Source organism: Pedobacter sp. AC379 (genome assembly GCF_979258145.1).
Window position 1 is genome coordinate 2,431,164 of sequence record NZ_OZ409839.1, and the last position, 26,286, is coordinate 2,457,449.

Genomic DNA, 26,286 nt, shown 5'->3' on the forward strand with positions numbered 1-26,286 from the left:
CGTAGTTTCTACCTCAACAAACCATCCTGAGGGTAGGTTATTAATATAGCTGATCAATCAGCAGAAATTAAACAATTAAATAAAAGCTATGGAAGATTTTAATTCGTATTTCAGCAGTGCCTTTTTAGGCAAAAAAATTATGATCACCGGTGGCAGCACAGGCATTGGGAGAGCGGCAGCAATTTTACTTGGCTCGTTGGGTGCCCAGTGCATCATCTGTGGCCGTCATCAGGAGCAAATAGACGAAACGCTCCAGGCAATTTCGGCAAGAAACAGGCTAAACAGTTTTGGTATTGCGGTTGATCTCTCAAGCGAGGATGGTGTAGCGCAACTTTTTAAAGAAGCCGATGAACAGCTTGGCAAACTGGATATATTGATTAACAATGCTGCCCTGGGCTATGGAAGTATACTCGAGGGAGGCTACGAAGACTGGCAATATATCCTCGATACCAATTTATTGGCTTACATGGCCTGTAGCAAAGAGGCAATTGTAAGGTTTAAGGAACAGGGCTCCGGCCAGATTATTAATATCGGCTCCATGAGTGCTGATGTAAGGGAAGAAAGTAGCTCTGTTTATGTTGCCACTAAGGCCGCAATACAGGGGTTTTCAGAGTCGCTGAGTAAAGAAGTGAACCCACTCGGCATAAAAATTTCTCTTATAGAACCTGGTGCAGTTGATACCGATATGCAGGAGGCCAGCCAGGAGGAAAAACAAGAACAGATAAAAAATCAAGAAATGCTCCGCGCAGAAGATATTGCATGGGCCATTGCTTTCTGTATTGCGCAACCGCCAGCATCTGATGTGGTTAATCTGAAGATCCGTCCAACGATGCAGATTATTTAGGGTATTTACTTAATAAGCAATTAGCTAATGAATATTCAATTATAATTTGACAGCATGAGCAATAAAATGAAAGCGGCGTTAAAAAAGCCGGATGGAACCTTTCAGGTTCAGGAAGTAGACCGGGTAGAAATACCTGCGCCAGACTGGGTGCTGGCACGGATTAAAGTTTCTGGTATATGTGGAACAGATCTTCGGCATTGGAAAAAACACGAACCCGACCTGGAATGTAAAATTATGGGGCACGAGCTTGCCGCCGAAGTAGTGGAGGTGGGCCCTGCCGTAAAAAATGTAAAACCAGGCGATAGAGTAGTAGTTGAAACCCTTTTGGGTGATGGCGATTGCGATTGGTGCCGCATTCAACAATATAACCTGTGTCCAAATTTATATAAAGTGAGGATGGAAACCATTTCCAGGGCTTTTGCCGAATACCTTATTGGGCCGGCAACGAAGTTTCATCTACTGCCCGATCATGTAAGCGATGAGGAAGCTACCCTTCTTGATACTTTCTCGGTTAGTTTACACGCACAACAGTTAAGCGGCTTGCATATTAACGATAAGGTGGCGGTTATTGGTGGTGGGCCGATAGGACTGGCACAACTTCAGCTTGCAAAAGCATCAGGTGCAGATGTAATTCTTTTCGATATTGTACCCAGTGCACTGCAACTTGCTAAAGAACTTGGTGCGGATGAAGTGGTAAATACAGAAAATGAAGATGGACTAGAGCGACTGAAGGCATTTACAAATGGGAGGGGAGCAGATATTACATTTGAATGTGCCGGAGGGCCTTCAATGCCGATTACCCTTCCTCAGGCCGTTTCGTTCACCCGCATAGGGGGTAAAGTAATCGTAGTGGGTGGTTTTGAAGCTGGTAACACCAGCATAGAAATGGATTGGCAGCAGCTGCAAAAATCAGGCATTACCATTATTCCAAGTGCAAGTTATGGCTTTTGGGATATCTATCCGGAAATGGCGGTTTGCCTTGATCTTTTGGCCAAAGGTAAAATTAATGCGAAAAAAATGATTACCCACTCGTTTTCACTGGATCAGATTAATGAAGCTTTCGAAACCGCTCAGAACAAAAAAGAAACCGGGGCAGTATTTGTGGCACTAACGGTATAAAATATTTTGGAGCATGTTAATCGTTACGGAGTCGAAAGATCATTTTGCCAAAGAGCTTATATGGCCTTAAATTTCTATTTGGTAAATTAAACAAAGGGTCTTCAACTATATTACCATTGACAGGGCTTCAGTAAAGGGGTCGTAATTGCGAGGTACGAAGCAATCCTAAAGTACAGGCTAATAGCTATCGTTGTAAGATTGCTTCGTCGGCTGAAAAAGCCTTCTCGCAATGACGATACCGTTAGGATATTCATTTCTTTAAAATCTTGTCACTCAGATTGATTTTAAGAAAATAACAAGCCATAATTTGCACATCACTTATCAACTTGGTTTGAAATTTTACTATTCATAGCATTAGGATCCCCGCATACGCGGGGATGACGAAGTACTAAAAAATTATTCCGTGCTTTCTGTGTTTCCGTGGCAAAAACTGCTCTCAGTGTAAATCCGTGGTGAAAATCTTTCGACTACGCTACCATTTAAGAAAACATATTTCGTGCATCAACATTGCTAAAACCTACCAAGTAATGTTCACTTTTTGATTCCCTGCGATGTTATATTCAATAAGATCAGGGTTGTTTTTAACAGCATTGTATTTTTCTTTTCTCTCTACAGATTTTACCTCTAAATTTTTAGGTCTATCTCCCCCCTGGAATAAAATAATCATCCTGCAATTTAGCCTTTCGTCTCCACCAGTGGTTAAAGTGGCTGCATTTGCTTTACATTTAAAGTTGGCTATCGGATAATCACAGAAAATAATAAAAGATTCATTTTTAACTTTAAAATACTGATTAGGGATTACGCCAAATGCTATCCCTGCTCCATATACTTCCTGCCCTACCTCTCCAGATTGCTCCCAGCCATCGTGCAGGTCTTCAAGGGCAATCCATAACCTGCGGTCAATTTCACCTGTTTTACTTTCTTTAGCCACTGCTTCTTCTTTCAGCATGGTAGGATAATAATGCGCCACACGGCCCATCATGTGCCTGATGAACTCTGCAATTAACAACCTTACCGATGGAAGGATTTCTATGCCTTCTGCTTCTTTCAGGTAATCATGAAGGGCAGAATATACCTCCTGCTCTTCATAAGCCGCGGTATAAGGAGCATCTCTCAATGGGAAAACCCCAAAAAATGTTGGAAAATGTTTAGCGTTCCCATAATCACATTCCCAAAGTTGTACATTATCAAAAATTGCTGCTAAACATATGTAACTCAGCTCAAGGAAAGTTTTATCTTGGGTTTCTTTATATAACCTGAGCATGGCTCCGGCAGAAAACGCAGTGTTATTGGCCTGATAAAACACTTCGAAGCTCAGGCCTTTTAATTTAGCTGCTGATTTTTTTGCTTCCTCAAAAAACTTTTTATCTCCTGTTATTTTCCACATTCTCAGCATTAAATCAGCAAATGTACCCGGAACGTCTTTTTCACCTCCAGCTCCTTCAGCAGTTTCTGCTTTTATAATATCAAGAGTATCCATCTGATAAAATACCGGCCACTGGTAATTAAATTTATGGGCCACCTTAACTGCATAATCAATGGAATTGAGCAGCATTTTTTTTGCATTTTCATCTCCACGGGTGCTCAAGCGGGCAAGGTTCATTAATGGATGGTGCAAATACCAGGCGTCCATTACCCGCGGCTTTTTCTGTTCTTCAGAATGATCAAGATTTTTTTCGGCAGATGGGAGCCACCTCACAATTGTTCCCATATCTTTTTGGTAAAATGCCTCAAGCCCATCCCTTAAGTCGGTTACCAGTTGGTGAGTGCTTTCCCCTTTCCAATCCAGGTAATCGAGCATCGGGAGCAATACTGCAAGTTGAACCATTACCTCGGGCGGCGTTTTATAATCAGCAACATAAGCGTTAAGATAGCTATGTCCTCCGGCAAATGTCCAACAGCCTTTGTGGTAAGTCAAATCTTCAAGGCCTTTTTCCACAGTATCAAGCCAGTCGTGGTAAAAGCGCTCAGGCCTTGGAATTTTGATGTAGGTTTCGGCTAACTGATCAAGATATAACATTGCAATTTCGGCAGGCGAAGCAGGGAGTTGATCGGATAGGCTTACAAAACCGTCACTAAAGCAGTAGCTTTTACCTTTTTCCAAAGGCGCAGTTGTTGCAGGTAAAGCGAAGCCAATTTCAGGCCATTCTCCGCCTACAGCACCACCTGCACTGCATTTTGCCGTTTCGCAGTAACCGTTAATAGCGGTTAGGTTTTGAAAATAAAATACAGAGCCAGAAGTGCCATCGTTAAAAAAAAGTATTCCGGAACGGGTTCCCCTCTGCTGGGTATGAATTGTTCCCCGTTGTTTGATCTTACCTTTATCATCGAAACAGATAATATCTCTTGGCCAGTATGGAATAAATAGGGGTGCCTTTGGTGTTGCCATAACAGTATAGTGGAAAAATTCATTTCCTGCTTCGTGCTGAATGGTTACCTGGAAAACTATTGTTGAGCAGGCAAGGCTCACCGTAGTTTCACCTTCATCATGGTGGATTTTCTTAATTTCTAATTTTCCGGAGGGTGAGAAAGCCGTGCGGAAAGCTATCCGGTTTCCATCTGGCCTTTCTTTTACCAGCCAAAGTGTATCGCTTGATAAATAAGCATTAAGCTGAAGCGATTTAGAAATTTCGGCAACTGGTGCTAACGATTTAAGCTCTGTTTGGGCATTTGCTGCCCAGATGGAAATTGGTTTCATATAGGTATATAATAAAAACTAATTTTTATAATTGAAAAACAACCGGCTCTTCTTATTGCTGGCTCATGTTTTTGGCGGTATCAAATATCTTTAATCAGGGAGTTGCTGTTTGTGGTTAATCCGGCCACTATCGAAAAGGCACCCATAACTACATGCGGCCAAAAAATTTGCTGATAAAAGCCAAAAAGCCAGGGTGAAATTGCTAAGGTAAATCCTAAAACAACATCCATATCAAGATGAAATGCCATTGGCAGCTTTTTCCACATGCCAAGTTCATAGTTGGTGAAAAGAGATTGGAGAATCACAATGAGTGCCGCAATAAAAAAACACATTGCGGCTGGCATAACGTTAATGAAACCTAAAATAAACGGGGCAGAAATTATCACTGCGGCCCATAGGTAATCAATTATTCCATGTGTTTTTCTTGATATTCTTTTCATGCTTTATTTGTATTTTATTTTCAGGGCTTTTACCCCAGGGGCTGATCTGCGCTTAACATTTATCCCTCAAGAAAACCATGTTTATTGGTTGCGGGATTTATAAAGCCTTATAAAACGTATTTATCACATTTATTAAGTACTTCACTTTAAGTATTGTGAAGTATTAAGGTTAAAAAGAAACATTTTGGATCGATTTATACAAAACGGCCATGACTCGGTATTGCTACTGTGCTAAAATTTTCGACAAGATTTTTAAGGCCTAACCTAAGTTCCGCGCCTTTCATATACTGGCCGTGACCTGAAACAACAATAGCAGGACGGAGATCCCTCAATTTTTTAACCGTATCCCAGGCAGCCTGCCAATCGGTGGTTAAATACCTGGGTGGTCCCTGTACTTCACGTTTCTGAATTAAAACCTTATAAAACGAATCCTGCTTAACGGTAATAAATGCATCAGCAGCGATTAAAATTTTATCTGCCTCGCGGAAAAAAACAACCTGACCAGGCGAATGGCCTGGTGCGTGAAGCCAACGCCAGTTTGGTGCATCAGGTAAACTTCCATCTTCGGGGTAAGGAGATACATGGCCGGAAATATCAATTGGTTCGTGAGGGTAAATGGATGATAGTTTGGCAAGCAGCCCTCCCTCAACAGAACTATCGGGTTCAGGATATTCTTGTTTGCCTGTAATAAATGGCATTTCTAATGGATGAGCATAAACGGGCACTTTCCATTTTTCGAGTATTTTAACAATGCCGCCAACATGATCAAAATGGCCATGGGTTAAAAAAATCGCTTTTGGTGGTTTATCTTTGCCATAGCGTTCTTCGGCAGCAGCTATAAGCTCCTCTCCACACTTTGGCATGCCACAGTCTATTAAAATCCAATCTCCAACAGGATGGCCAAGCATTACAACATTAACGATCTGGTTGGTGAAATAATACACATCATCAGCTACAGTTTCTCCGTTTCCACTGGAAAACGATGTCATCGGAATGATTCTATTGTCTTTACTCTGTTCCATTCGATATTTATTTTAAGGTTTATCCAATACACCTGTTATTTAAGAAAAACTCGCAACTTCATCTGCCATTGCCAACTGCCTGTTAAGCTCATTTACGGAGGCCTTTTTGCCTCTGATCAGGTAAACTACATTTATCCGTCCTTCTTCTTTTGATACTTCCAAACGCTCAATCTGTGCGCCTGTGGTATTTAACCGTTTTTCGAGCAGCAGTACATTGGAAAACGAGTTGTTAATGAAAGTAATCGTTACCATTCTTTCCTTTTGCAGATCTGCGATGATTTTTTCTACATAACTTACCATAACCAAAACGCAAAGTGTACAAATGGTTAGCACAAATGCAAGCGCATGGTAGCCAACACCAGCTGTCATGCCGATTGCGGCCGATGTCCAGATTACAGCAGCCGTGGTTAGTCCTCTTACCGATATACGGTCTTTAAAAATTACTCCTGCACCAATAAAACCGATGCCAGTAATAATATTGCCCGAAATGCGGTCGTCGGTGCCGCTTCCATGCCAGGATACAATTGTAAAAATTGTTGATCCGAGGCTGATCAGTATAATCGTTCGGAAGCCGGCAGATTTGTTTCTATATTCTCTTTCAAAACCGATAATGCCACCACATATTACCGAAACCAACATGGCAATTATATCGCGTATTTCTATAGTCAGGTCAATCATGTTTTATTCTTATATATAAAACATGTGTGCTGATGATTCGGTTTTTGAAATATTCAATGCTCCGTTTGAAAGCCTCCACAAAATGTAAAACCTAATTTAATTTAACTTACCGGGGATTATCAGGGTGTGATTTTTCACATTTGATGGTGGCAAGTACTTGCTAACCGGGGCGATGTACGTGTTTTTCATTTGGCTCCAGGGAGCAGCCAACAATACCCGATTTGCTTTTGTTTTTACCATAAAATAAAGCGATATGAATAAGATACCATTGAAGAAAAGTAGCATAATTTTGATTGCCCTATTGGGGGTTTATGGTTGCAATGTGGCAGATAAACGTTCATCATTAGAAAAAGATAGTTTAAGTAACGATACGCCCACGGTTAACAGGGTAGGCGAGGTAGAAACCTTTGAAACAACTATGGAGGAGGAAGCCGCAGATTACCTTAAGGCTGCAGGTAAAAACTTCACGCTTCAGGATAGTTTGCTTACTGTTGCACTGTCTTCAAAAGGCAATCAGAAGATTAAAACCTATGCTAAGGGCGCAAGAGAACGCATCCGGTTTCAAAAAAAGACACTCGAAAAATTTTGCAATGAAAATAAGTTTTGCTCGATCAGAAATTGAATGCCGAGCAGATCGATTCGCTTCATCTGTTGTCAAAACTTCCTGAAGCTTCCTTTAATAAGTTATGGGTTAACCGGATGTCTGTTTTGCTCAAAAACAATGTAAATACCTATGAAAACGCCAGGCACGCGCGGCAGCAAAGGGTTAAAGATTTTGTAAACCAAAATCTTCCTGCGGTAAACAAAGAAGTTGAGATTTTGAACAATTTTGCGCAGAAAGGCAGTTAAGCATTCACCAGGAACTTGCATTGCTTTTTGCTGTTGAAATTTACCATCATTAAAATTAATAACATGAAAAACAAAAGAAAAAGAATTGAAAACAGCAATGCAACACCACTGGCTACCCGGGTGGCCAGTTCGAGTTCATTTGAAATGGCTGCACCCAAGGGTAAAAAAAGAAATGGCAAATACTTGCCCGAAATAAAGGAAATGCCACCTATTCGGTTTAACCGGCACAATTAGTTTTGTTTTAAATCAATTGGATGTGCTTTTTTGCGTCAGCTTAGTTGATTTATAAAATATCCAGCTTAATGTTAGCTGCGTGCTTCGATTATTTTTTTTATTTCGATGGCATTAAATGCAGCGTAAGCAGCCTCATCATTATCAAAATATAGGTAAACATCTTTATTTTCCCTGCTCCATGAAATGATCGTTTCGCTCCAATCCGTTAAACTTTTTTCGCTATAACTCCCCTGGTATTTTCCTTTGGGGCCATGCAGTCTGATGTAAATAAAATCTGCTGTAGTAATTATTGGAGATTGATGTCCTTCCAGTTCATAAATGCAAAAAGCACAATTGTACTTGTTTAACAGGGCAAACACATCATCATGATACCAGCTGTGATTTCTGAATTCGAAAGTATAACGGTAGTGATTTGGAAGCATTTTTAAAAACTGTTCCAATCTTTGCAAATTTAAATTCCATTTGGGCGGCAATTGAAATAGGATGGGGCCAAGTTTATTTTTCAAGGCCCCACAGGCCTCTAAGAAATCGTGAATTTCATTTTCATTGACATTGAGTTTTTTTAAATGGGTAAAATACCTGTTGGCCTTAACCGCATAAATAAAGTTATCGGGCTTAACAAGTTCCATTGCTTAAAATTATCGGCACTTGGCTGCCTGTAAAATGAATTGTTTAACTCTACAGTAGAAAAATATTCAGTAAAATAATTAAACTGGTCTTTCTTTTTTAAATCGTGAAGATAAAAAGTACCTTCCCAATGGCGGTATTTCCAACCAGATGTGCCAATAAAAGTGTTGCCCAATTTCGTCATTTTTAATGTACTATATTTAACAGGTCCTTTATTGTATTCAGCTAATTAGATGCGAGAACAGCTGTTTTTAAACTTTCGAAAGCATCTTCTATCGTTATGGTGAGTTTATGATCGTTGTTTTCTATTTTTTGAATAATATCCAATATAATAGACTGCACACATTTTCCATAAACCTCTCCCTTGGTTTGCGGAATTTCGAAAGTGCCCGAGCGCATTTCATCTACCTGGTAAGTTATTCCGCTGCACACTATGGCTTGACTTTCTGGTTGTACATCTTCACTGCCCCAACCTTCAGGCCGCGAAACATCTCGTAAAGTATTTAATCCACCTGCTTCGGTAACCTTCCAACCTGGTAAATTTTCCAGCTGTTCTTTATTCTCGCTGTTTACCAATGCTTTTACAGTGCCTTTCATGGGCATCCATCCTTCAATTTCTATTCGGGCAAGATCGTAAGCGAGGTGGATGGTTGTTTGTTCAAATAAACCGGGGCCGGAGAAAGCATGGTAATAATTCGCAATTAAACCTTCATTGTACAATACCATTGCCGCCACACGGTCGCGCTGGTTTTCATTTCTACTGTCAGAACAACCGTAAACCTCAGTATAATGTTGGTTGCCCAAGGCATTTACGATATCGAAAAAGTGTACCCCATGTTCGATTAAAATCCCGCCAGACATTTCTTTATTCCAGAACCAGTGCTCAGCTGGTAAAGCCTCATCTTGCGCATAGTTATTTACCACAACATGCCTTAATTTGCCAAAAGTACCTGCCTGCCCTAATTTAATTAAATTCTGAATAATTGGATTATAGCGGATCATATGATCTACTGTGATAACCATACCGGTTTGCTTTTGCGTTTCGATAATTTCGAGCCCGCCTTCTTCACTTATAGCTACAGGTTTTTCTAAGAGCACATGTTTGCCTGCTTTCATGGCTTCGCAAGCCATTTCAGTATGTAAGCCCGGTGGAGTAACAATGCTTACAATATCTACATTTTCATCCTGGATCAATTCTCTCCAGTCGCGATAAACCACATAATTTTCATCTGATGGAAAATTTTTGTGCGGATCTGCAATTGCCACTACTTCTACATTAGGGAGTTTTTCCCACCAGTAATGAAGGAATTTACCAAAGCCTCCATATCCAATTATGCCTATTTTATATTTCCTCATCTATTATAGATTTTTAGCGGCGGTCGATATGCCGCCGTTGAATGTTGAATACTAAAAAAACAATTTTTTTAAATAGAAGGTTTTAAAAAATCAGAATGCTTTTCGCACGGCCCAATCTATCTATTCAAAATTGGCTGATGAGAATAAATTCATAATTTTGATTTGGTTTTTACTTAATTTATTCAACTTGTTATTTTATTTAATCTACTTCAGCAAAGCCCGGGCGTTAATGACGGATGATGGCCTTACCAGTTTACTCAACGTATCGAGGGTGTATAACCAGGCAAATGGCCTTACAGGGATGCTATTATATATGGAGGGCCGGTATTTTTCGGAATATGAAGGCCGTTTTATGCAGGTGTTAGAAGGTAGTGAAAGCGATGTTAAAATACTTTTTGAAATGATAAAAACCGATTATAGGCATCAGGATATACTTTTATTGAGAGAGTCATTTCAAAAAGAACGCAATTTCCCGGATTGGACCATGGGCTTTAAAACCATAAATCCTGAAGAACATGAAAAATTATCTGGCTTTTTTCAACTTAAGGACGATTTTCTCTCCAAAGAAGATACTCAGGAAGGTAATGATGCGATGGACTTTTTAAAGTCTTTTTACGAAGTAAGCAGTAAATTGTAGCGGGGAGAAAAGAAGCTTTCGAAACTCATATAAAGATTACGCAAAAAATAATTCCACGCTGAATTAAAGCCTAATAATTTGCTGCAGTTTTAATAGAATATAATCAAAAGCTAAGTTTTACTTTAAGTTCGGAATGGTAAACTTAAAAGTACTTCCTTTATCCAATTCACTTTCTACCCAAATTTTTCCGCCATGGCCGGTAACGATCTGCTTGCAAAGAAAAAGACCTATCCCAAAGCCTGAAATTAAATTATTTGAGCTTGCACGGTAAAAACGGTTAAAAAGCTTCGGTATTTCTTCTTTGAAAATTCCAACGCCCTCATCTACAACCTCAATTATTAACCCATCATCGGTAATTTTGGTGATGATTTTAATTTCGGTACCCAATGCTGAATATTTTACCGCATTACTGATCAGGTTCATTATAACCTGGTAAATTTTGAGGTAATCTGCATTTATTTTATAATTTTCGTCCTGGCAAAAGGTAAAGTTATGATTGGGGTGAAGTATGGCCACTTCCTCTCTAATTTCTTCAAAAAGTTTCTCCAGCTGAAAATGGTTTTTTTCAATAATGAGCTTTCCTGATTCTAGCCTTGAAAGACTTAAGAAGCCGGTAATAAGCGTAGTCATTTTTCTGATTTGCTTAATTGACTGATCTACAGCCTTTAATATGGCCTGATCGCTGAATTTTGAAACCTGTGTAGATAGCAACTGCTGATACGCCAGAAGCGAGGTAAGGGGTGTTTTAAGTTCGTGACTAACCATACCGATGAAATCATTTTTGCGCTGATCCTGCTCTCTTATCTCTGAAATATCGCGGGTTGTACCAGCCACAGCTTCAACCACTCCCTCATCATTAAAAATTGGTGTAAATATATAGTCATAGGTTCTTCTGCCCATTACAGCATGCGGAAAGCTAACTTCCCCACGAACTGGTTTCCCGGTGGTTTTTACTGTATCAATCTCCCTTTCGTGCATTTCAGCGTGCCAGGCCTCATATCCATTTTCAATCAGTCCTTTTCCTATGGCCTCATTCCACGATTTTCCCCACATTTCCAGCAAAGCTTCATTTGCATAAGTAAAACGGTAATCTAAATCGAATACATACATCAAATCTGGCGTGTTCCTTGTAATGGCTTCATAAACCCTTTTCTGTTTGTCTGAAAATTCGTAGGCTGCCTTCAAATCATCCCTGTTCTGCCGCGAATAAGTTGTATCGGTGGTAGATCCAAACCATTCAATAAGTTCGCCTTTATCATTCAATACCGGCACCGCACGTGCTAAAACCCATCCAATGGAGCCATCAGCGCGTATAATTCTATATTCAAGTTCATATTTACTTTGGCTTTCGAGCGTCTTGTTAATTGCATTGGCAACAAACATTCTGTCATCTTCAAAAACATATTTTTCTATCCATTCAGAAACCAGGTAGTTCCATCCCTCATTTTTGGCTTCCTGATGGTGATTAAATTCCGCTATAATTTTCCAGTCGGGAGTAGCGCGAAACAGTACATTCGCTGTCGCATTAATCAGCGCGCTAAAGCGCAGTTCATTAAGGGAAGAATTTGTATTGTTAGTAATAATTTGTTCCATCCTGGCGATATTTTAAATATTCAATAACTATCAGCGGGCAATATTGTTCTGAATTTTAAACTTTTTCTTTAAACAAAATGTGGATTTTAATGGATTAGGCCTATAGATCGTGTTTATTTCCTTTGGTATTCCGTGTTTTTTCCATTATAGCATTTCACATCCAACAGCTACTTTATCTGTATTATATCAGCACAAAGCATATGCTTGAATTACCTTAATTGAATTGCCGAAAAAGCTAATTTTTATTAGAAATAGTCATTAAAATGCTCTTGAAAGCAAAAAAAGAGTGCGTTAACCTAAAACATGCACTCAAAGTTAAAAGCGAGCTGGAAAAATCTTTTCTATTAGCCAGCCTAACCAAAGCCCGAACCATCCAAAAAAAATATAATCGCTAAACCTTTAAAATATTTTTAATGTTTTATAAGAAAAAAACTATGAAAAACATTACAAACCATTCACGTCGGAAGTTTCTAACAACCTCCGTCGGCGCGGCAGTATTTGCTGGAGCCAGTGCTACTTTTGCAGGAACATTTTTTAAGCCGTTTACCTTATCAGCACAAGGATCAACAGCGGCAATTCAATCGAAAATTGCCCTATTGGGCAATGCGTCACTTCAAACTAGTTTATTGGCTGCAACAAAGGCAGTAAATCCGGAAGTGAAAATGTTTGCCAAATTCGAAACTGCTGAACAGGAAACAATTGGTAAAATTTTAAAAGATATGGGTACGGTTGTTCCTCCTCCCGGTGCAGAACAAAAAGCACTGCTGGCTAAGCTTCAGGCTGCAAGCGGTAAGACCTTCGATCAGGCATTTATGCTAGGGCAGGTAGATACACATCAAAAACTTCACCAGGCAGTATCAGAATTGCTGAAACAAAGTACTGATGTACATGTTAAACATGTAGCCAGTCTTGCTTTGGCTACAATTACAGAACACACCGAAAGAGGCCAGATCCTATTGAAAAAACTGGGTTAACCTTAAAAGATTCATCCGGTTTTTATACGGTGATATATTCTTTGCCTTAAAGCAACTTGGCAGCCAATACCAGGTTGCTTTTTTTTGGACAGGCTAATTCTGAATTAAAAAATGCTGGTGTTTTTGGCGTAATAACAAAATTTATACATGGAAAACGATATACTAAAGAGAAATATAGGGGTAAATTTTAATGGCGACGAAACGGCCGAAATTCAGCTTTGGGCACCTTCCGCTTCTCAGGTTGGGATTGTTTTATCTGCTGATAATCGTGAGTTGGCAATGAAACAAACCGGCTGTGGGTATTGGCAGCTCGAAACGGATCAGCTAAAGCCGGGCGATGGATATTTGTTTCAGCTTTTGCAAAAAAATGAAAATGATCAGCAAGAAACTTTAAAGTTGGCTGATCCGGCTTCACTTTACCAGGCAAATGGAGTTGGAGGAGATTCAACGGCCTTTGATTTAAAGGCGTTTAAATGGACAGATGCCGACTGGAAAGGAATCAGCTTAAAAGATTTTATCATTTACGAACTGCATACCGGAACTTTTACACCTCAGGGCGATCTGAAATCGATCGAAACCAAGCTTGATCATTTAATCGAACTGGGCATAACCGCTATCGAAATTATGCCGCTTGCCCAGTTCCCAGGCAACCGAAACTGGGGTTATGATGGGGTATATCCTTTTGCTGTACAGCATTTTTATGGTGGGCCGCTTGCCCTGCAGCAATTGGTAAATACATGCCATGAAAAAGGATTGGCCGTAATACTGGATGTTGTTTACAACCATATCGGGCCTGAAGGCAATCATCTTGATCAGTTTGGCCCTTATTTTACTGATAAATATGTTACCCCATGGGGAAAGGCAATTAATTTTGATGATGCCGGTTGCGATGGCGTACGCAATTATTTTATCGAAAATGCATTGATGTGGTTCCGTGATTTTCATATCGATGCACTCCGCCTTGATGCGGTACATGCCCTGCGCGATTTTGGACCTGAACATATCTTAAAAGAAATAAAAAACAAGGTTTTAGACCTTTCAAGAGCAACAGGGAAAGATCACCGGCTTATTGTTGAGCTTGATTTGAACGATAACCGTTTTATCAATCCTACCCACCAGTGCGGTTACGGAATGGATGCCCAATGGATTGATGAATTTCACCACGCACTTCGTGTATCTGCAGGGCAGGAAAAAAATGGCTATTATTCAGATTTTGACGGAGTGGGCAGCCTGGCTAAATCCTACAATGATGCCTATGTTTATGATGGTCAATATTCTGCCCATAGAGATAAAAAGTTTGGAGCACCTGCAACAGGGAACGCTGGTGCGCAATTCGTTGTGTTTTCGCAAAATCACGATCAGGTGGGCAACCGAATGCTCGGGGAGCGGTCGGCCACACTGGTGAGCTTCGAAATGCTTAAACTAATGGCAGGTGCAGTATTCTGCAGTCCGTTTATACCGCTTTTATTCATGGGAGAAGAATGGGCCGAAACAAACCCTTTTTTATTTTTTACAAGTCATGAGGGCGCAGAACTTGCCGAAGCGGTAAGGAAAGGACGTAAGGCAGAGTTTGCATATTTCCACAATGGTGAGGAAACGCCTGATCCCCAGTCAGAAGAAACTTTTTTACAATCAAAAGCCGATTGGGCGAAAATTGAAAAACTGCAGCATAATACCATGCTTAACTATTACAAAAAACTCATCACCCTTCGTAAAACACATCCTGCACTTTCAGTTCTTGATCGGGGTGCTACCCATGCACAGGCTTTTCAGGAGCAAAATTGCATATTGCTAACCAGAGGAGAAGATGAAGATAAAATACTTTGTATCCTTAATTTTTCCCAGCAAAAGCAAGATTTAACTATTGGAGGAAGTTTAGATAATTGGTCACTCATCCTTAATTCTTCTGCTGTTGAATGGGGTGGCCCAGGTACAACTTCGTCAGAAAACATCATCGAAGGTAAATTTATTTCACCACCCGAATCTATCGTTATAATTACACAAAAACATGTTTAAACCAAAATCAACATATCGCATCCAGTTCCATAAAGATTTTAACCTGGCTGCCTTCGATAAAATTATTCCTTACCTGGTTGCTTTGGGGGTAGATACAGTATACGCATCGCCAATTTTTGAAGCCGTTCCCGGTAGTACACATGGTTATGATGTGGTAAACCCCTTGCGTTTAAATCCTGAAATAGGAACAGAAGCACAATTGATAGGAATAGCGGCAAAGCTCAAAACCGCAGGCATTAGCTGGCTGCAGGATATCGTACCCAACCACATGGCATTTCATCCATCCAACAAATGGCTTATGGATGTACTCGAAAATGGGTCTGAATCTGAATATGCACCTTACTTTGATATTGATTTTACACTTGACGATGGTAAAGTAATGGTGCCTTTTTTGGGTACAAGTCTTGATCAGTCAATTGAAGATGGTGCAGTAAGTATTTCAAAACAAAATGAGAAATATTTTATAAATACAAGTGGCATGGAATGGCCGCTTAATGCAGCAAGTACAGCCAAATTGGAAAAGGCAAATCTGAAAGAATTGAATGCAAACAAACAGGAGATTTTACAGATTGCGGAACAGCAACATTACCGGCTTTGCGCATGGAATGAAACAGACAGCAAGATCAATTATAGGAGGTTTTTTACCGTTAACGGATTGATTTGCTTAAACATTCAAGACATAAGCGTTTTTAAAGCTTACCACCAATACATCTTCACTTTGGTGGATAAAGGAATATTTCAAGGACTTAGAATTGACCATATTGATGGACTTTATGATCCACAAAAGTACATTGATAACCTCAGGGAAGCAGCCGGAAACGATCTGTATATTGTGGTAGAGAAAATTTTAGAAGAGGGTGAGGAGCTGCCTCAAAATTGGGAGGTACAGGGAACCACAGGCTACGATTTTCTTGCCCAGGTAAACAATCTGTTTACAAACAAAGCGGCTGTAAAACCTTTCGAAAAAACTTATCGCGAGATAACAGGTAAAAAACTCGACCCAAATGCGCTGATCCGCGAAAAGAAAAAAGATATCCTTTACGGGCACATGCAGGGAGAACTCAACAATTTGCTTGCCTTATTCCTATCGTTAAACTTGGTTGAAATTAAGGAAACAGAAAAAGATGAACTTCGAAACACCATTGGGGAATTAATGATTGGCATGCCGGTTTACAGGTATTATAATTATGTTTTTCCTTTAACCGGAGAAAGCAGGGAAAACCTGGTGCAGATTTTTGAACCAATACTAAAAGATAAAACTTTAGAGAAATCAGCAAAATTGCTTTACAATGCACTTTTAGAGGAGCCATTGAAGGGAAATGATGATTATAATGAAAAAATAGGTGCGTTTTACCAGCGGTTGATGCAATTTACAGGGCCTTTAATGGCTAAAGGTGTAGAAGATACAGCAATGTTTACCTACAACCGTTTTATTGGCCATAGTGAGGTTGGCGATGCTCCTGATTCGTTTGGAATAACAACAGGGCAATTTCACCAATACATGCTCGATCGTTTTAACAATTGGCCTTTGGCCATGAACGGAAGTTCTACCCACGATACCAAAAAAGGGGAGGATGTACGGGCGAGATTGAACGTGTTAACCGATCTTTACGATGAATGGGACACCCTTGTTGCAGAATTACAGGTTTCGGTAGAAACGCTCAGTAAAGATTTACCAGATTTTAAATCCTTGCACCCGAACGATATTTACATGGTGATCCAAACCCTGGTTGGTGCACTTCCTTTCCCAAATACGGATGCTGATGATATAGAAAACCGCCTTGAGCAATTTATTCAGAAAGCACTCCGCGAAGCGAAAAAGCGTTCAGACTGGGCCGAGCCTGACCTTGCATATGAAGAGCAACTGAGCCGTTTTGCGCTCGCTTTAGCTGATAAAAAATATCCTTTTAGAGAAAAAATAATCGGTTTTCTTCAACAAATTGGTGATTTTGCTGTGGTTAACAGTTTGGCGCAGTTGGTGCTTAAATTTACCTGCCCCGGAGTTCCCGATGTTTACCAGGGGAGCGAGCTGTGGGATTTAAGTCTGGTAGATCCGGATAACCGCCGGCCTGTAGATTACGATCTTCGTAAAGGATACCTCGATGATTTATCAAATACCACCTCAAATGTACTTTGGGAAGAACGCTTTTCAGGTAAAATTAAGCTTTGGCTCACTAAAAATTTATTAGCACTTAGAAAAGCTGAAAATGGCCTATTTGGAGAAGGTACTTATATTCCATTGAAAACCATAGGTAGTTATGCAGCAAATGTTTTCGCCTTTGCCAGGAAATTTAAGGATAGCTATATAATAATTGCCGTACCGCTTGGTGTAGCTCAATTATGCAGAGAACAGAAGGTAGACGTTAGAAATATTGACTGGCAGGATACACAAATATTACTACCGGATGGTGCGCCGTTGGCCTGGTCGGATCTGTTGAATAAAAAAGAGGGGCATAAAGATTTTCTTAAAAAAGGAATTGATGTAGGCACACTTTTTAAGGCCTTTCCTGTAGCAGTGATTAAACTTATTCCAAAGCAAAATAAGCGTACTGCCGGGATATTATTACCTGTAAACTCCCTTCCAAGTGCGTTTGGTATAGGCGATTTTGGCGCGGAGGCTTATAGATTTATCGATTTTTTACACCAGAGCAGGCATCAGTACTGGCAGGTACTCCCGCTTAACCCGGTAATGCCCGATAAAGGCCATTCTCCATATTCTTCGCCTTCTGCAATGGCCGGAAATGTACTTTTGATCAGTCCGGAGGAATTATACAACGATGGGCTTGTAGATGAATCTGATTTAGAAAATGCCTTACAAGCGAACGCCGACCTTATAAATTATCAGGAAACACAAAAAAAGAAAAGCGCTTTATTAAAAAAAGCGTTCGAAAATTTTACCCGCTCTACCCATGATGACCTTTTGAAAGCTTTTGATGCTTTTTGTTCAACTGAAAAGGATTGGCTTGATGATTATGCTTTGTTTGTTGTATTGGGCGCACACTTTAAAGAGCAAAACTGGTACAAATGGCCTGCGGAGTTTAAGTTTAAGGATAACCCCAAGATATTAGCGTTTACAGAAGAATCTGCTGAAGCACTTCGGCAGATAAAATGGGAGCAGTTTATCTTTTTTAGGCAATGGCATAAACTTAAAGCCTATGCCAATAAAAAATCGGTAAAGCTTATCGGCGATCTGCCATTTTATCCTGATTACGGATCGGTAGAAGTATGGTCTGAACCAGAAAATTTTAACCTTGATGCAGATAAAAAAATGATCACCATTGCAGGTGTTCCGCCCGATTATTTCAACGCCAGCGGCCAGTTATGGGGCATGCCAACGTTCAATTTTGCCAGCATGGAGAAAAATGATTACAGTTGGTGGGTAAACCGCATAAAAAAGAACCTGGAAAGATTCGACATCATTCGATTAGACCATTTCAGGGCATTTTCTGCTTATTGGGAAGTAAATGCTGCCGATGAATCGGCTATTAATGGGGTATGGAAACCCGGACCGGGCGAAAAATTGTTTTCAATCCTTAAAAAGAGCTTAAAAGAGCTGCCACTTATTGCTGAAGACCTTGGCGAAATAACCGATGATGTGAATAAACTCAGAGATAATTTCGGACTTCCGGGAATGAAAGTATTGCAGTTTGCCTTCGGGGCCGATTTGCCTTCTTCTCCAAATATTCCGCATAATTTTAGCAATACAAACTCATTTGTTTACACCGGTACCCACGATAACAATACGGTAAGGGGTTGGTACGATGCTGAAACTGACAATGATACCAGATTAAGGATTTCTGAATATTTAGGTTTTCAGGTAGATGATTCAAATATCGATACTGCCATGTTAAATCTCGCTTATTCAGCTGCTGTAGATACCGTAATTGTTCCATTGCAGGATGTGCTTGGCTTAGGTGGAAATAGCAGGATTAACCTTCCCGGAACGGCAGAGGGAAATTGGGAGTGGAAACTGGAGCAACAATTGCCTTGGGAAGAAATAGCACAGAATCTTCTAAAAATGGCAGAAAGGACAGGCAGGGCTTAATGGTAAAGTATTCAAATTTTTTAAACCTTTTTTTAACGAGCAATGTTTTTATAACGAACATTAAACTATAAAAATATGGCAAATAAAAAAAATGATGTACAGATGCCAAATGCGCATCTGCATGAATTATTCGTAGATGAATTAAAGGATATACTTGGTGCGGAAAAGCAATTGCTTAAAGGCCTTAAAAAACTTACCGATGCTGCCGGAAGTGAAAAGTTAAAAGATGCTTTCCAAACCCATTACAGTCAAACCGAAGGACAGATTGACCGATTGAAGCAGGTTTTTGAATCATTAGGCATTAACGCACGTGCTAAAAAATGCAAAGCAATGCAGGGGCTGCTTGAAGAGGCAGACGAAATTATCGAAAGCTTTAGTGATGACCCTCAAGTGCTTGATGCTGCATTAATTACAGCCGCTCAAAAGGTTGAACATTATGAAATTGCGAGTTATGGTACCTTGGTAACCTTTGCAAAGCTGATGGAGCATTCGGAAGCCGAAGAATTACTTGCTGCCACACTTGCTGAAGAAAAAGATACCGATAGTTTGTTAACCGAAATAGCGCTGAGTGAAGCAAACACAGGCGTTTCAGCTTAAAAACACATTTAAAAAGGCTGTATCATAATTGTAATTTGTCATCTTAAGCTAGTTGAATCACTTATATAATAACCATTATGGTGTTTCTTTAGGCTTATATGACATAATCTTTAGGGGATTAATTATGATACAGTCTTTTTTTTATTCCCTTCAGGTTTAGATGCTGTCATTTTCGCTCAAACCTCATCTTCCTTAAACCAAATGAAAACAATATTTTCCTATCATGCTTCTCATGAACAGTTTGCCCCAAGTGAACTTTTAAAGTATGCCGTTGCCGCAGAATCAGCTGGGTTTGGCGGTATTTCCAGTTCAGATCATTTTCATCCGTGGAGCAGCAGGCAGGGGCAAAGTGGCTTCAGTTTTGCGTGGCTTGGGGCTGCAATGGCACTTACCTCACTTCCTTATAGTATAGTATGCTGTCCTGGGCAGCGTTATCATCCGGCTATTGTTGCACAGGCAATTGCCACTTTAAATGAAATGTTTCCCGACAGGTTTATGGCAGCCCTCGGAAGCGGTGAGGCCCTTAATGAATCTATAACAGGAGAAAAATGGCCAGAAAAAACTGTACGTAACCAACGCCTGCGTGAGTGCTATGATATTATAACCAGGTTGCTGGAGGGCGAAACAGTTAACCATAACGGGCTTGTAGTAACCGAAAATGCTAAGCTTTATACCTTGCCGGGCAAAAAACCACAGCTTATTTGCGCTGCGGTGAGTAAAGAAACCGCGTATTGGGCCGGTGCCTGGGCAGATAGTTTAATTACCACCCACCGCCCGCATGATGAATTGCAGGAATTGATAAACGTATTTAGAAGCGGCGGTGGCCAAGGAAAACCAGTTTATCTGAAAGTGCAGCTATCTTATGCAGAAAATGAACAGAAAGCAATTGAGGGAGCCCATGAGCAATGGCGAACAAATATATTTTCTGCAGGCTTACTCGGTGACTTGCCAACAACAGCGCATTTTGATGAAGCGGCAAAAATGGTATCCTCTGAGGAGATGCACAAACATGTACTGATATCGGATAAGATTTCGCAGCACATTGATTGGTTAACGGATTTTATTAAGATAGGATTCAACGGAATTACCCTTCATAACGTAAACCGCGAACAATCGAAATTTATAAGTGATTTTGGAACGCATGTTCTTCCGGCTTTAAATGATATTGTAGCGTAATAATGCTGCTTATTATCCCATTGATTTGAGTTGATCGTAAATTCTTTTTCAAAATTACCTTCCTGCTTAAACAATACCTCAATTATCCCGGTTTTAAGGATATCCATTGCAGGTAAAATTGAAAAGAAAGATATTTAATGATTGTAAATTATAAAGCAAACGGCTGGCAGATAATTGCGCAGCGTTCTCATGGCCTTTTGGCTGCACAGATCTGTGCCCGGTGGAAACTCTCTGACCAGCTGGTGCGTTGGGTGGATATTCTGATTGCAACCGCAGAACATGATGATGTATTTAATGAGTTGGAATGCGGCCCGCTGGTAAATGCAAACGGTGGTCCGGTTGATTTTAAAATGAATAATTTTGACGAAAACCTCTCTACCCAACTCATTAACCGTGCAGAAATGAAAGGCAGTTTTATTGCCCTGTTGGTTTCCAGGCATATTGCATTTACACATGGAAATGAACCAAAGGCGAAAAAATTTCTTTTATATCTGCAAAAAAAGGAAAAATACTGGCTTAAATCTGCCAAAGTTAGCGAAGCAGAAGTAAACCGTGCTTATGAATTATTGGAGTTTTGTGATGCACTTTCTTTAATTATCTGTCAGGAAATTATTCCACCAGAAGGCCGAAAAGTAGAAATTGGCCAAGGTCCGACTGGCACAACATATGAGCTTTTTATGGAGAATGATTGCCTGGTAATTTCTCCGTGGCCTTTCGAAACAAGCGAATTTAATGTCGATTACGAGTGCAGGCATCTTGATAAACTTACTTTTTCTAATGATAAAGCCTTTAGAGCAGCTTTTGAAAAAGCGGAGGTAGTGCAAATTGGCTTAAAATTTAAAAACCTTCAGGATTCAGCTAAAGCCTAAACTTTCTCATTTAACTCTTGTTTATACGTAAATGTTAAAAATGAAAAACAGTATTTTAATTCTCGCTCTGCTAAGTATTTTCAGTATTGAAGCTTTCGGACAGCAAAAACCCTTTTATCATCTATTTAAGCCAGTTCCTAAAGATAGTTTGCGCGAAATGGAAACCGACAGGCCAGATGTGACCGAAAGTCCGCAAACTGTTGATGCCGGGCATTTTCAGTTCGAAACCGATCTTATGCGCTTTCAGCGGGAAAATAAAGATGAAGGCAGGAGTGATGAATATCTTTTTAACCAGGCGAATATAAAGCTTGGACTCACCCATTCCACAGCTATCCAACTTACATTTGAGAGTTATGTAGTAAAAAAAGATTTTGATTATGAAGGGAGTGTTGAGCGGAGCAGTGGCTTTGGCGATATCACTTTGAGGTTAAAACAAAATATTTTAGGCAATGATAAAGGAAAATTTGCCATTGCTCTGCTTCCATACCTTAAGTTTCCAACTTCACATGCAGATCAGGAGAGCCAGTACGAAGGTGGTATTATTATTCCGATGAGTATTAAATTAGGAAACGACTGGAAATTGGGCTTTCAGGTTGAAGCAGACCGTTTACAGGATGAGAAAGGAAATGGCCATCACAATGAGCTATTACAAACGCTTACCGTTTCGCACCCGCTTACCAAAAAGCTTGATGGCATTATTGAAACTTATTATACCTACGAATTTAAAGATGAGCACTTAAAAAACTTTCTTAATGCTGCATTGCAATATGAGTTATCAAAAGATTTCCTTATCGATGGTGGGTTTAATTATGGCATTCAGCACGATGCCAGGAAAAGCTACTTTGTAGGACTCTCTTTCAGGTTATAAACACGGAAAATTGATGATCAACCAAATAAGCACCAATTAATAAAGATGATAATTGGTTTTTGCCACTGAAACACAGATTAACACGGAATAATTTTTTAGTGCTTCGTCTTCCTCGCGTATGCGGGCATACTAATGACAAGATGTTCCAGAAATGAATATCCTCAGTTTATCGTCATTGCGAGAAGGCTTTTTCAGCCGACGAAGCAATCTTACAACGATCGCTACTAGCGTGTGCTTTAGGATTGCTTCGTACCTGACAATTATGACCACAGATTTACACAAATCAACACAGATCAGTTTTTGCCATGGAAACACAGATTAACACGGAATAATTTTTTAGTGCTTCGTCCTCCTCGCGTATGCGGGGATACTAATTAAAACATTTTCCATAAATGAATATCCTCAGTTTATCGTCATTGCGAGAAGGCTTTTTCAGCCGACGAAGCAATCTTACAAGGATAGCTAAATCTAATGGGATAGATCTCTCCATTCCACTGCGTTCCAGTCGAGATGACGACGATTTCTATTAGAATTTATCAGTCGTAGCTTAATTAAGCACCTAATAAGGTATTTCTACAGTATCAGCATTACATAATCTCAATAAGAATCGTTTTATGATAAAACCTCTTTTAATGCGCTTTAAATGAAGCTATTTTGCTTCGTCAACAATTTTATTTCCCGAAATTTCAACTTTTTTTAACGGTTCACGGGGAGGGCCTGTGAGCACGCAACCATCAGTATCAAATCTTCCGCCATGGCAAGGGCAATCCCAACTTTTTTCGCTCGCATTCCAGTTCACTATACACCCGGCGTGGGTACATACCGGATCAAGCGCGGTAACTTTTCCTTCTTCACTTTTGTAAATGGCCAGTTTTTCGCCATCAAACGATGCAATTTTTCCTTCGCCGTTTGCCAGGTTATTTAATGAATCCAATACCTGGTTACCAAAACGGTCGGCCACAAAATGATAGGCAACATCGGCGTTTTCTTTAACAAATTCACTAAAACCGGAAATAGGTTTCAGCCTTGATGGTGAAAGCAGTTTGGTAAGTTCATTTTCTTTGCCCAAAATCAGATCGGTAATCAGTGCTCCCGAAAGGCTCCCGAAAATCATTCCGTTACCATTAAAACCTGTAGCAAGGTATGTCCTATCATCTCCGCCAGGCATTTGGCCGATATACGGTAGTCCGTCCACAGGAACATAATATTGTGATGACCAACGGAAATTTATTTCGGCTATTTTAAAATGTTGGCGGGCATAGTTTTCAAGGTCTTCAAAAGCCTTTTCCGGATCATCATGACCGGTTTTGTGATCGGCACCACCTATAATCAAATATTTCTGACCATCTATTTCATGGCTCCTGAAATAATGATATGGTTCTTTCATATCATAAGAAAGGCATTCTGGGTAAGCATCATCACTTAATGTTGCCGCCAGCACGTAGCTACGGTAAGGTGCATTGCGAAGCGAAAGAATATTGATTCCTGGCGGAATATGGGTTGCCCATACCAGGTTTTTTGCCTTAATTTCTCCCCCTGTAAAAGCTGCCGTGTGGATACCTTCTTTAAATGTTGTCTCTTTAATCTTAACTCCTTCCAATATTTCTCCGCCGAGCTGTTTAAAACCTTTTGCCAGCCCGTAAATGTATTTTAACGGGTGAAACTGTGCCTGCTCCTTAAAGCAGATGGAATGTTGAAATTCGATTGGAACCCCGTTTTTTCCAGATTCGGTTACCGCTACGCCAGCTTCTTGAGATGAGCTGAAAATTTGTTGAAGTTGTTCCGTTTCCTCATCATTTTGAGAGAAAAGATAACCATCCTTGTATTCAAAGTCGGCATCAATATGAAGTTCATCAATATTATTTTTGATGGATGCGATCATTTTTTTACCAGCTGCTGCAATCAGCTTAGATGCATCTTTTCCAAAATCGCTGTCAATTTCTGGGTAGGTGGCATCAAAAAATGTATTCAAGTGGGCAGTTGTTCCTCCGGTTGTACCATATCCTAAATTATGGGCATCAACAAGCAGGCATTTTTTTCCCTTGCGCTGGAGGTTATAGGCTGTAGTTAGCCCTGTAATGCCACCGCCAATAATCATTGCATCATAAATGTCGGTGCTATTTTCTTGCTGGGAATTTTCGATCTTTTCGTTTGCTTGCCAAAGGCTGATATTGTTCCCATCCCGTCCATTTGTTTTATTGTTTTTCATATGGCTTTAAATATGTAGGTGTGCATTATTAATTTCTAATATATCACATTAATCAGCTGCCTGCTGATCGATTTTTTCCTTGTCCAACAGTTTTAGTGCTTCCTCATTTCCCTGCATGCTTGCCAAATCAGCAGCAGTTTGTCCTCTAACGTCTCTTATATCGGCATCAGCTCCGTTTGCAAGTAATAATTCTAGCACGTCGTTTCTACCAAACATAGCTGCAAACATTAAGGCAGTGCCCCCGTTTCCATGCTGAAGGTTAAGCGCAGCCCCTTGCGAAATCAGATAGGCTACAATAGGAAGATAGCCTTTAAAACTTGCGCCCATCAAGGCAGTATTTCCTCCGGCATCGCCACTATTAATGTCAGCTCCATTTTCCAGTAACAATTTGGCCGTTTCAAGCTGATTATTGTAACAGGCAATAATAAGTGGTGTAAAACCTTTTTCATCACGAAAGTTTAGGTTTACTCCGCGCTTAATAAGCTCTCTTATAACCTCTGTTTCTCCTTTTCTGGAAGCAGGTATAATCAGCTGTTCGATATTTTCCATTTGGTTTAAAATTATTTATGAATGAGTTTAATTAGGTTGTATATTAATAAGTTGCAAGTTTAGTTGTTAACCTAAAAGTTTTTAAATTGCTAATTTTATAGTTCAATAAGTAATATTAGAACTGTGAACCGAAGCGTTTGGTTTGATTTTTTTTCGGCTGGCAAAATAGAATACCTGTTTTAACAGTTATTCCTAACACTATTCCGTTTATTTTCCGGTTTCCATATCCGGGGCATCTACCGGTTTAGATTCCGGAGATCCTTTCTGTCTGAGGAATATTGTTAATATAACGATTGAAGCCACCGATAAAAATTCGCTTTGCCAATTCTGGAAAGTTTCAAACCAGAAATTCGGTTCACCCAGGTATTCAATCATGCTTATCGTTGATTTTTCTTTAAGCTGCAGTGTGATGTTGTTATCCTGCCAGCTGCCATAAAAGTGGAGTGCCCAACTGATTAAAAATAAAATCCCAAACACAATGGAAAGCGAATGCGAATAAACTTTGAGTATCCACCCACCTTTTCTTACTGCCCACGGAGCCTCAGGTGAAGCTTTTGGTTGGCGGTCTACCTCTTCAGGTTCGTCTAGTTTTTTAGATTCTGCCGAGCCAATCTGTCTGAGCGAAATTGTAAGGGCTACATATAAAGCCATTTGCAAAAACTCACTTTCAAAATTTTCGAAGGTGGCCGAAATAAAGTGCCCGCTGCACAGGTAGGTGCTAAGGGATATTGATGCAGCTTTCTCGTCATTTAATTCATTATTATGTTCTTTCCAGCCCGTAAATGCTTGTGCAGCAAGTGTGATGATAAAAATGGTGATGAAAAATACAGAGAGTCCGTTTCTATAAAGCCAGGTTTTTTTAGGGAACCTTTTATCGTTGGTCATT

The 26,286-nt window shown here is 40.0% G+C and carries 24 protein-coding genes; 13 read left to right on the top strand and 11 right to left on the bottom strand.

What is annotated here, in order from left to right; all coding sequences use genetic code 11:
• The first annotated feature begins 88 nt into the window (after positions 1–88).
• Entirely contained in the window at positions 89–844 is a 756-nt protein-coding gene (locus ACZZZW_RS10995) for an SDR family oxidoreductase (protein WP_463493343.1), read from the top strand.
• A 54-nt stretch (positions 845–898) separates the two neighbouring features.
• A complete protein-coding gene (locus ACZZZW_RS11000) occupies positions 899–1,963 on the top strand; it encodes a zinc-dependent alcohol dehydrogenase (RefSeq protein WP_463493345.1) in 1,065 nt (354 codons plus the stop codon).
• Between the two features lie 517 nt (positions 1,964–2,480).
• Here the strand turns inward: ACZZZW_RS11000 and ACZZZW_RS11005 are convergent.
• From ACZZZW_RS11005 to ACZZZW_RS11020, 4 genes are all read right to left on the bottom strand, one after another.
• Positions 2,481–4,661, bottom strand: coding sequence for a hypothetical protein (locus ACZZZW_RS11005; RefSeq protein ID WP_463493347.1), 2,181 nt, complete (start codon positions 4,659–4,661; stop codon positions 2,481–2,483).
• 80 nt (positions 4,662–4,741) lie between these two features.
• Positions 4,742–5,101 carry an SPW repeat domain-containing protein gene (locus ACZZZW_RS11010; protein WP_055903338.1) on the bottom strand — a complete coding sequence of 120 codons (360 nt, stop codon included), beginning with the start codon at positions 5,099–5,101 and terminating at the stop codon, positions 4,742–4,744.
• Positions 5,102–5,295: 194 nt separating this feature from the next.
• Positions 5,296–6,123, bottom strand: coding sequence for an MBL fold metallo-hydrolase (locus ACZZZW_RS11015; protein ID WP_463493350.1), 828 nt, complete (start codon positions 6,121–6,123; stop codon positions 5,296–5,298).
• A 39-nt stretch (positions 6,124–6,162) separates the two neighbouring features.
• Positions 6,163–6,801, bottom strand: coding sequence for an MgtC/SapB family protein (locus ACZZZW_RS11020; RefSeq protein ID WP_463493352.1), 639 nt, complete (start codon positions 6,799–6,801; stop codon positions 6,163–6,165).
• Positions 6,802–7,054: 253 nt separating this feature from the next.
• On the opposite strand from ACZZZW_RS11020, the gene ACZZZW_RS11025 reads away from it, so the two are divergent.
• From ACZZZW_RS11025 to ACZZZW_RS11035, 3 genes are all read left to right on the top strand, one after another.
• A complete protein-coding gene (locus ACZZZW_RS11025) occupies positions 7,055–7,423 on the top strand; it encodes a hypothetical protein (RefSeq protein WP_463493354.1) in 369 nt (122 codons plus the stop codon).
• Positions 7,405–7,650 (top strand): DUF4142 domain-containing protein, encoded by a 246-nt coding sequence (locus ACZZZW_RS11030; RefSeq protein WP_463493356.1) that lies wholly within the window; start codon positions 7,405–7,407, stop codon positions 7,648–7,650. Before ACZZZW_RS11025 ends, ACZZZW_RS11030 begins: the two co-directional genes overlap by 19 nt.
• A 63-nt stretch (positions 7,651–7,713) precedes the next feature.
• Entirely contained in the window at positions 7,714–7,884 is a 171-nt protein-coding gene (locus tag ACZZZW_RS11035) for a hypothetical protein (protein WP_463493358.1), read from the top strand.
• Between the two features lie 71 nt (positions 7,885–7,955).
• On the opposite strand, the gene ACZZZW_RS11040 is transcribed toward ACZZZW_RS11035, so the two are convergent.
• The 3 genes from ACZZZW_RS11040 to ACZZZW_RS11050 are packed head-to-tail and all read right to left on the bottom strand — an operon-like array spanning position 7,956 to position 9,867.
• Positions 7,956–8,513 (bottom strand): DUF72 domain-containing protein, encoded by a 558-nt coding sequence (locus ACZZZW_RS11040; protein ID WP_463493360.1) that lies wholly within the window; start codon positions 8,511–8,513, stop codon positions 7,956–7,958.
• Positions 8,447–8,695, bottom strand: coding sequence for a DUF72 domain-containing protein (locus ACZZZW_RS11045; protein WP_463493362.1), 249 nt, complete (start codon positions 8,693–8,695; stop codon positions 8,447–8,449). The genes ACZZZW_RS11040 and ACZZZW_RS11045 overlap by 67 nt, the downstream gene beginning before the upstream one ends.
• 41 nt (positions 8,696–8,736) lie before the next feature.
• Positions 8,737–9,867 carry a Gfo/Idh/MocA family oxidoreductase gene (locus ACZZZW_RS11050; RefSeq protein WP_463493364.1) on the bottom strand — a complete coding sequence of 377 codons (1,131 nt, stop codon included), beginning with the start codon at positions 9,865–9,867 and terminating at the stop codon, positions 8,737–8,739.
• A gap of 187 nt (positions 9,868–10,054) precedes the next feature.
• Here ACZZZW_RS11050 and ACZZZW_RS11055 point away from each other — a divergent pair, with 187 nt between their 5' ends.
• Positions 10,055–10,504 carry a BLUF domain-containing protein gene (locus ACZZZW_RS11055; protein WP_463493366.1) on the top strand — a complete coding sequence of 150 codons (450 nt, stop codon included), beginning with the start codon at positions 10,055–10,057 and terminating at the stop codon, positions 10,502–10,504.
• Positions 10,505–10,621: 117 nt separating this feature from the next.
• Here ACZZZW_RS11055 and ACZZZW_RS11060 read toward each other — a convergent pair whose 3' ends face one another.
• Complete coding sequence (locus ACZZZW_RS11060) at positions 10,622–12,097, bottom strand: sensor histidine kinase (protein ID WP_463493368.1); 1,476 nt, start codon at positions 12,095–12,097, stop codon at positions 10,622–10,624.
• 434 nt (positions 12,098–12,531) lie between these two features.
• Here ACZZZW_RS11060 and ACZZZW_RS11065 point away from each other — a divergent pair, with 434 nt between their 5' ends.
• The 7 genes from ACZZZW_RS11065 (at position 12,532) to ACZZZW_RS11095 (ending at position 22,642) form a co-directional block, all read left to right on the top strand.
• On the top strand, positions 12,532–13,071 hold the full coding sequence (locus ACZZZW_RS11065; protein ID WP_463493370.1) for a DUF4142 domain-containing protein: 540 nt from the start codon (positions 12,532–12,534) through the stop codon (positions 13,069–13,071).
• 147 nt (positions 13,072–13,218) lie between these two features.
• A complete protein-coding gene (gene treZ / locus ACZZZW_RS11070) occupies positions 13,219–15,087 on the top strand; it encodes a malto-oligosyltrehalose trehalohydrolase (protein ID WP_463493372.1) in 1,869 nt (622 codons plus the stop codon).
• On the top strand, positions 15,080–19,132 hold the full coding sequence (gene treY, locus ACZZZW_RS11075) for a malto-oligosyltrehalose synthase (protein ID WP_463493374.1): 4,053 nt from the start codon (positions 15,080–15,082) through the stop codon (positions 19,130–19,132). The genes treZ and treY overlap by 8 nt, the downstream gene beginning before the upstream one ends.
• A 75-nt stretch (positions 19,133–19,207) precedes the next feature.
• Positions 19,208–19,729 (top strand): YciE/YciF ferroxidase family protein, encoded by a 522-nt coding sequence (locus ACZZZW_RS11080; protein WP_463493376.1) that lies wholly within the window; start codon positions 19,208–19,210, stop codon positions 19,727–19,729.
• Between the two features lie 201 nt (positions 19,730–19,930).
• Positions 19,931–20,905 carry a TIGR03885 family FMN-dependent LLM class oxidoreductase gene (locus ACZZZW_RS11085; RefSeq protein ID WP_463493378.1) on the top strand — a complete coding sequence of 325 codons (975 nt, stop codon included), beginning with the start codon at positions 19,931–19,933 and terminating at the stop codon, positions 20,903–20,905.
• 137 nt (positions 20,906–21,042) lie between these two features.
• Positions 21,043–21,774, top strand: coding sequence for a DUF3891 family protein (locus ACZZZW_RS11090; RefSeq protein ID WP_463493380.1), 732 nt, complete (start codon positions 21,043–21,045; stop codon positions 21,772–21,774).
• Positions 21,775–21,814: 40 nt separating this feature from the next.
• Positions 21,815–22,642 (top strand): transporter, encoded by an 828-nt coding sequence (locus tag ACZZZW_RS11095; protein ID WP_463493382.1) that lies wholly within the window; start codon positions 21,815–21,817, stop codon positions 22,640–22,642.
• Positions 22,643–23,291: 649 nt separating this feature from the next.
• Here the strand turns inward: ACZZZW_RS11095 and ACZZZW_RS11100 are convergent.
• The 3 genes from ACZZZW_RS11100 to ACZZZW_RS11110 form a co-directional block, all read right to left on the bottom strand.
• Positions 23,292–24,851: an FAD-dependent oxidoreductase gene (locus tag ACZZZW_RS11100; RefSeq protein WP_463493384.1), complete on the bottom strand. Its 1,560-nt coding sequence runs from the start codon at positions 24,849–24,851 to the stop codon at positions 23,292–23,294.
• Between the two features lie 48 nt (positions 24,852–24,899).
• The gene (locus tag ACZZZW_RS11105) at positions 24,900–25,400 is read right to left on the bottom strand and encodes an ankyrin repeat domain-containing protein (protein ID WP_463493386.1); all 501 of its coding nucleotides are present in this window, start codon (positions 25,398–25,400) and stop codon (positions 24,900–24,902) included.
• A 207-nt stretch (positions 25,401–25,607) separates the two neighbouring features.
• Positions 25,608–26,285, bottom strand: a complete 678-nt coding sequence (locus ACZZZW_RS11110) for a DUF6766 family protein (RefSeq protein WP_463493388.1) — start codon at positions 26,283–26,285, stop codon at positions 25,608–25,610.
• Position 26,286 lies beyond the last annotated feature (1 nt).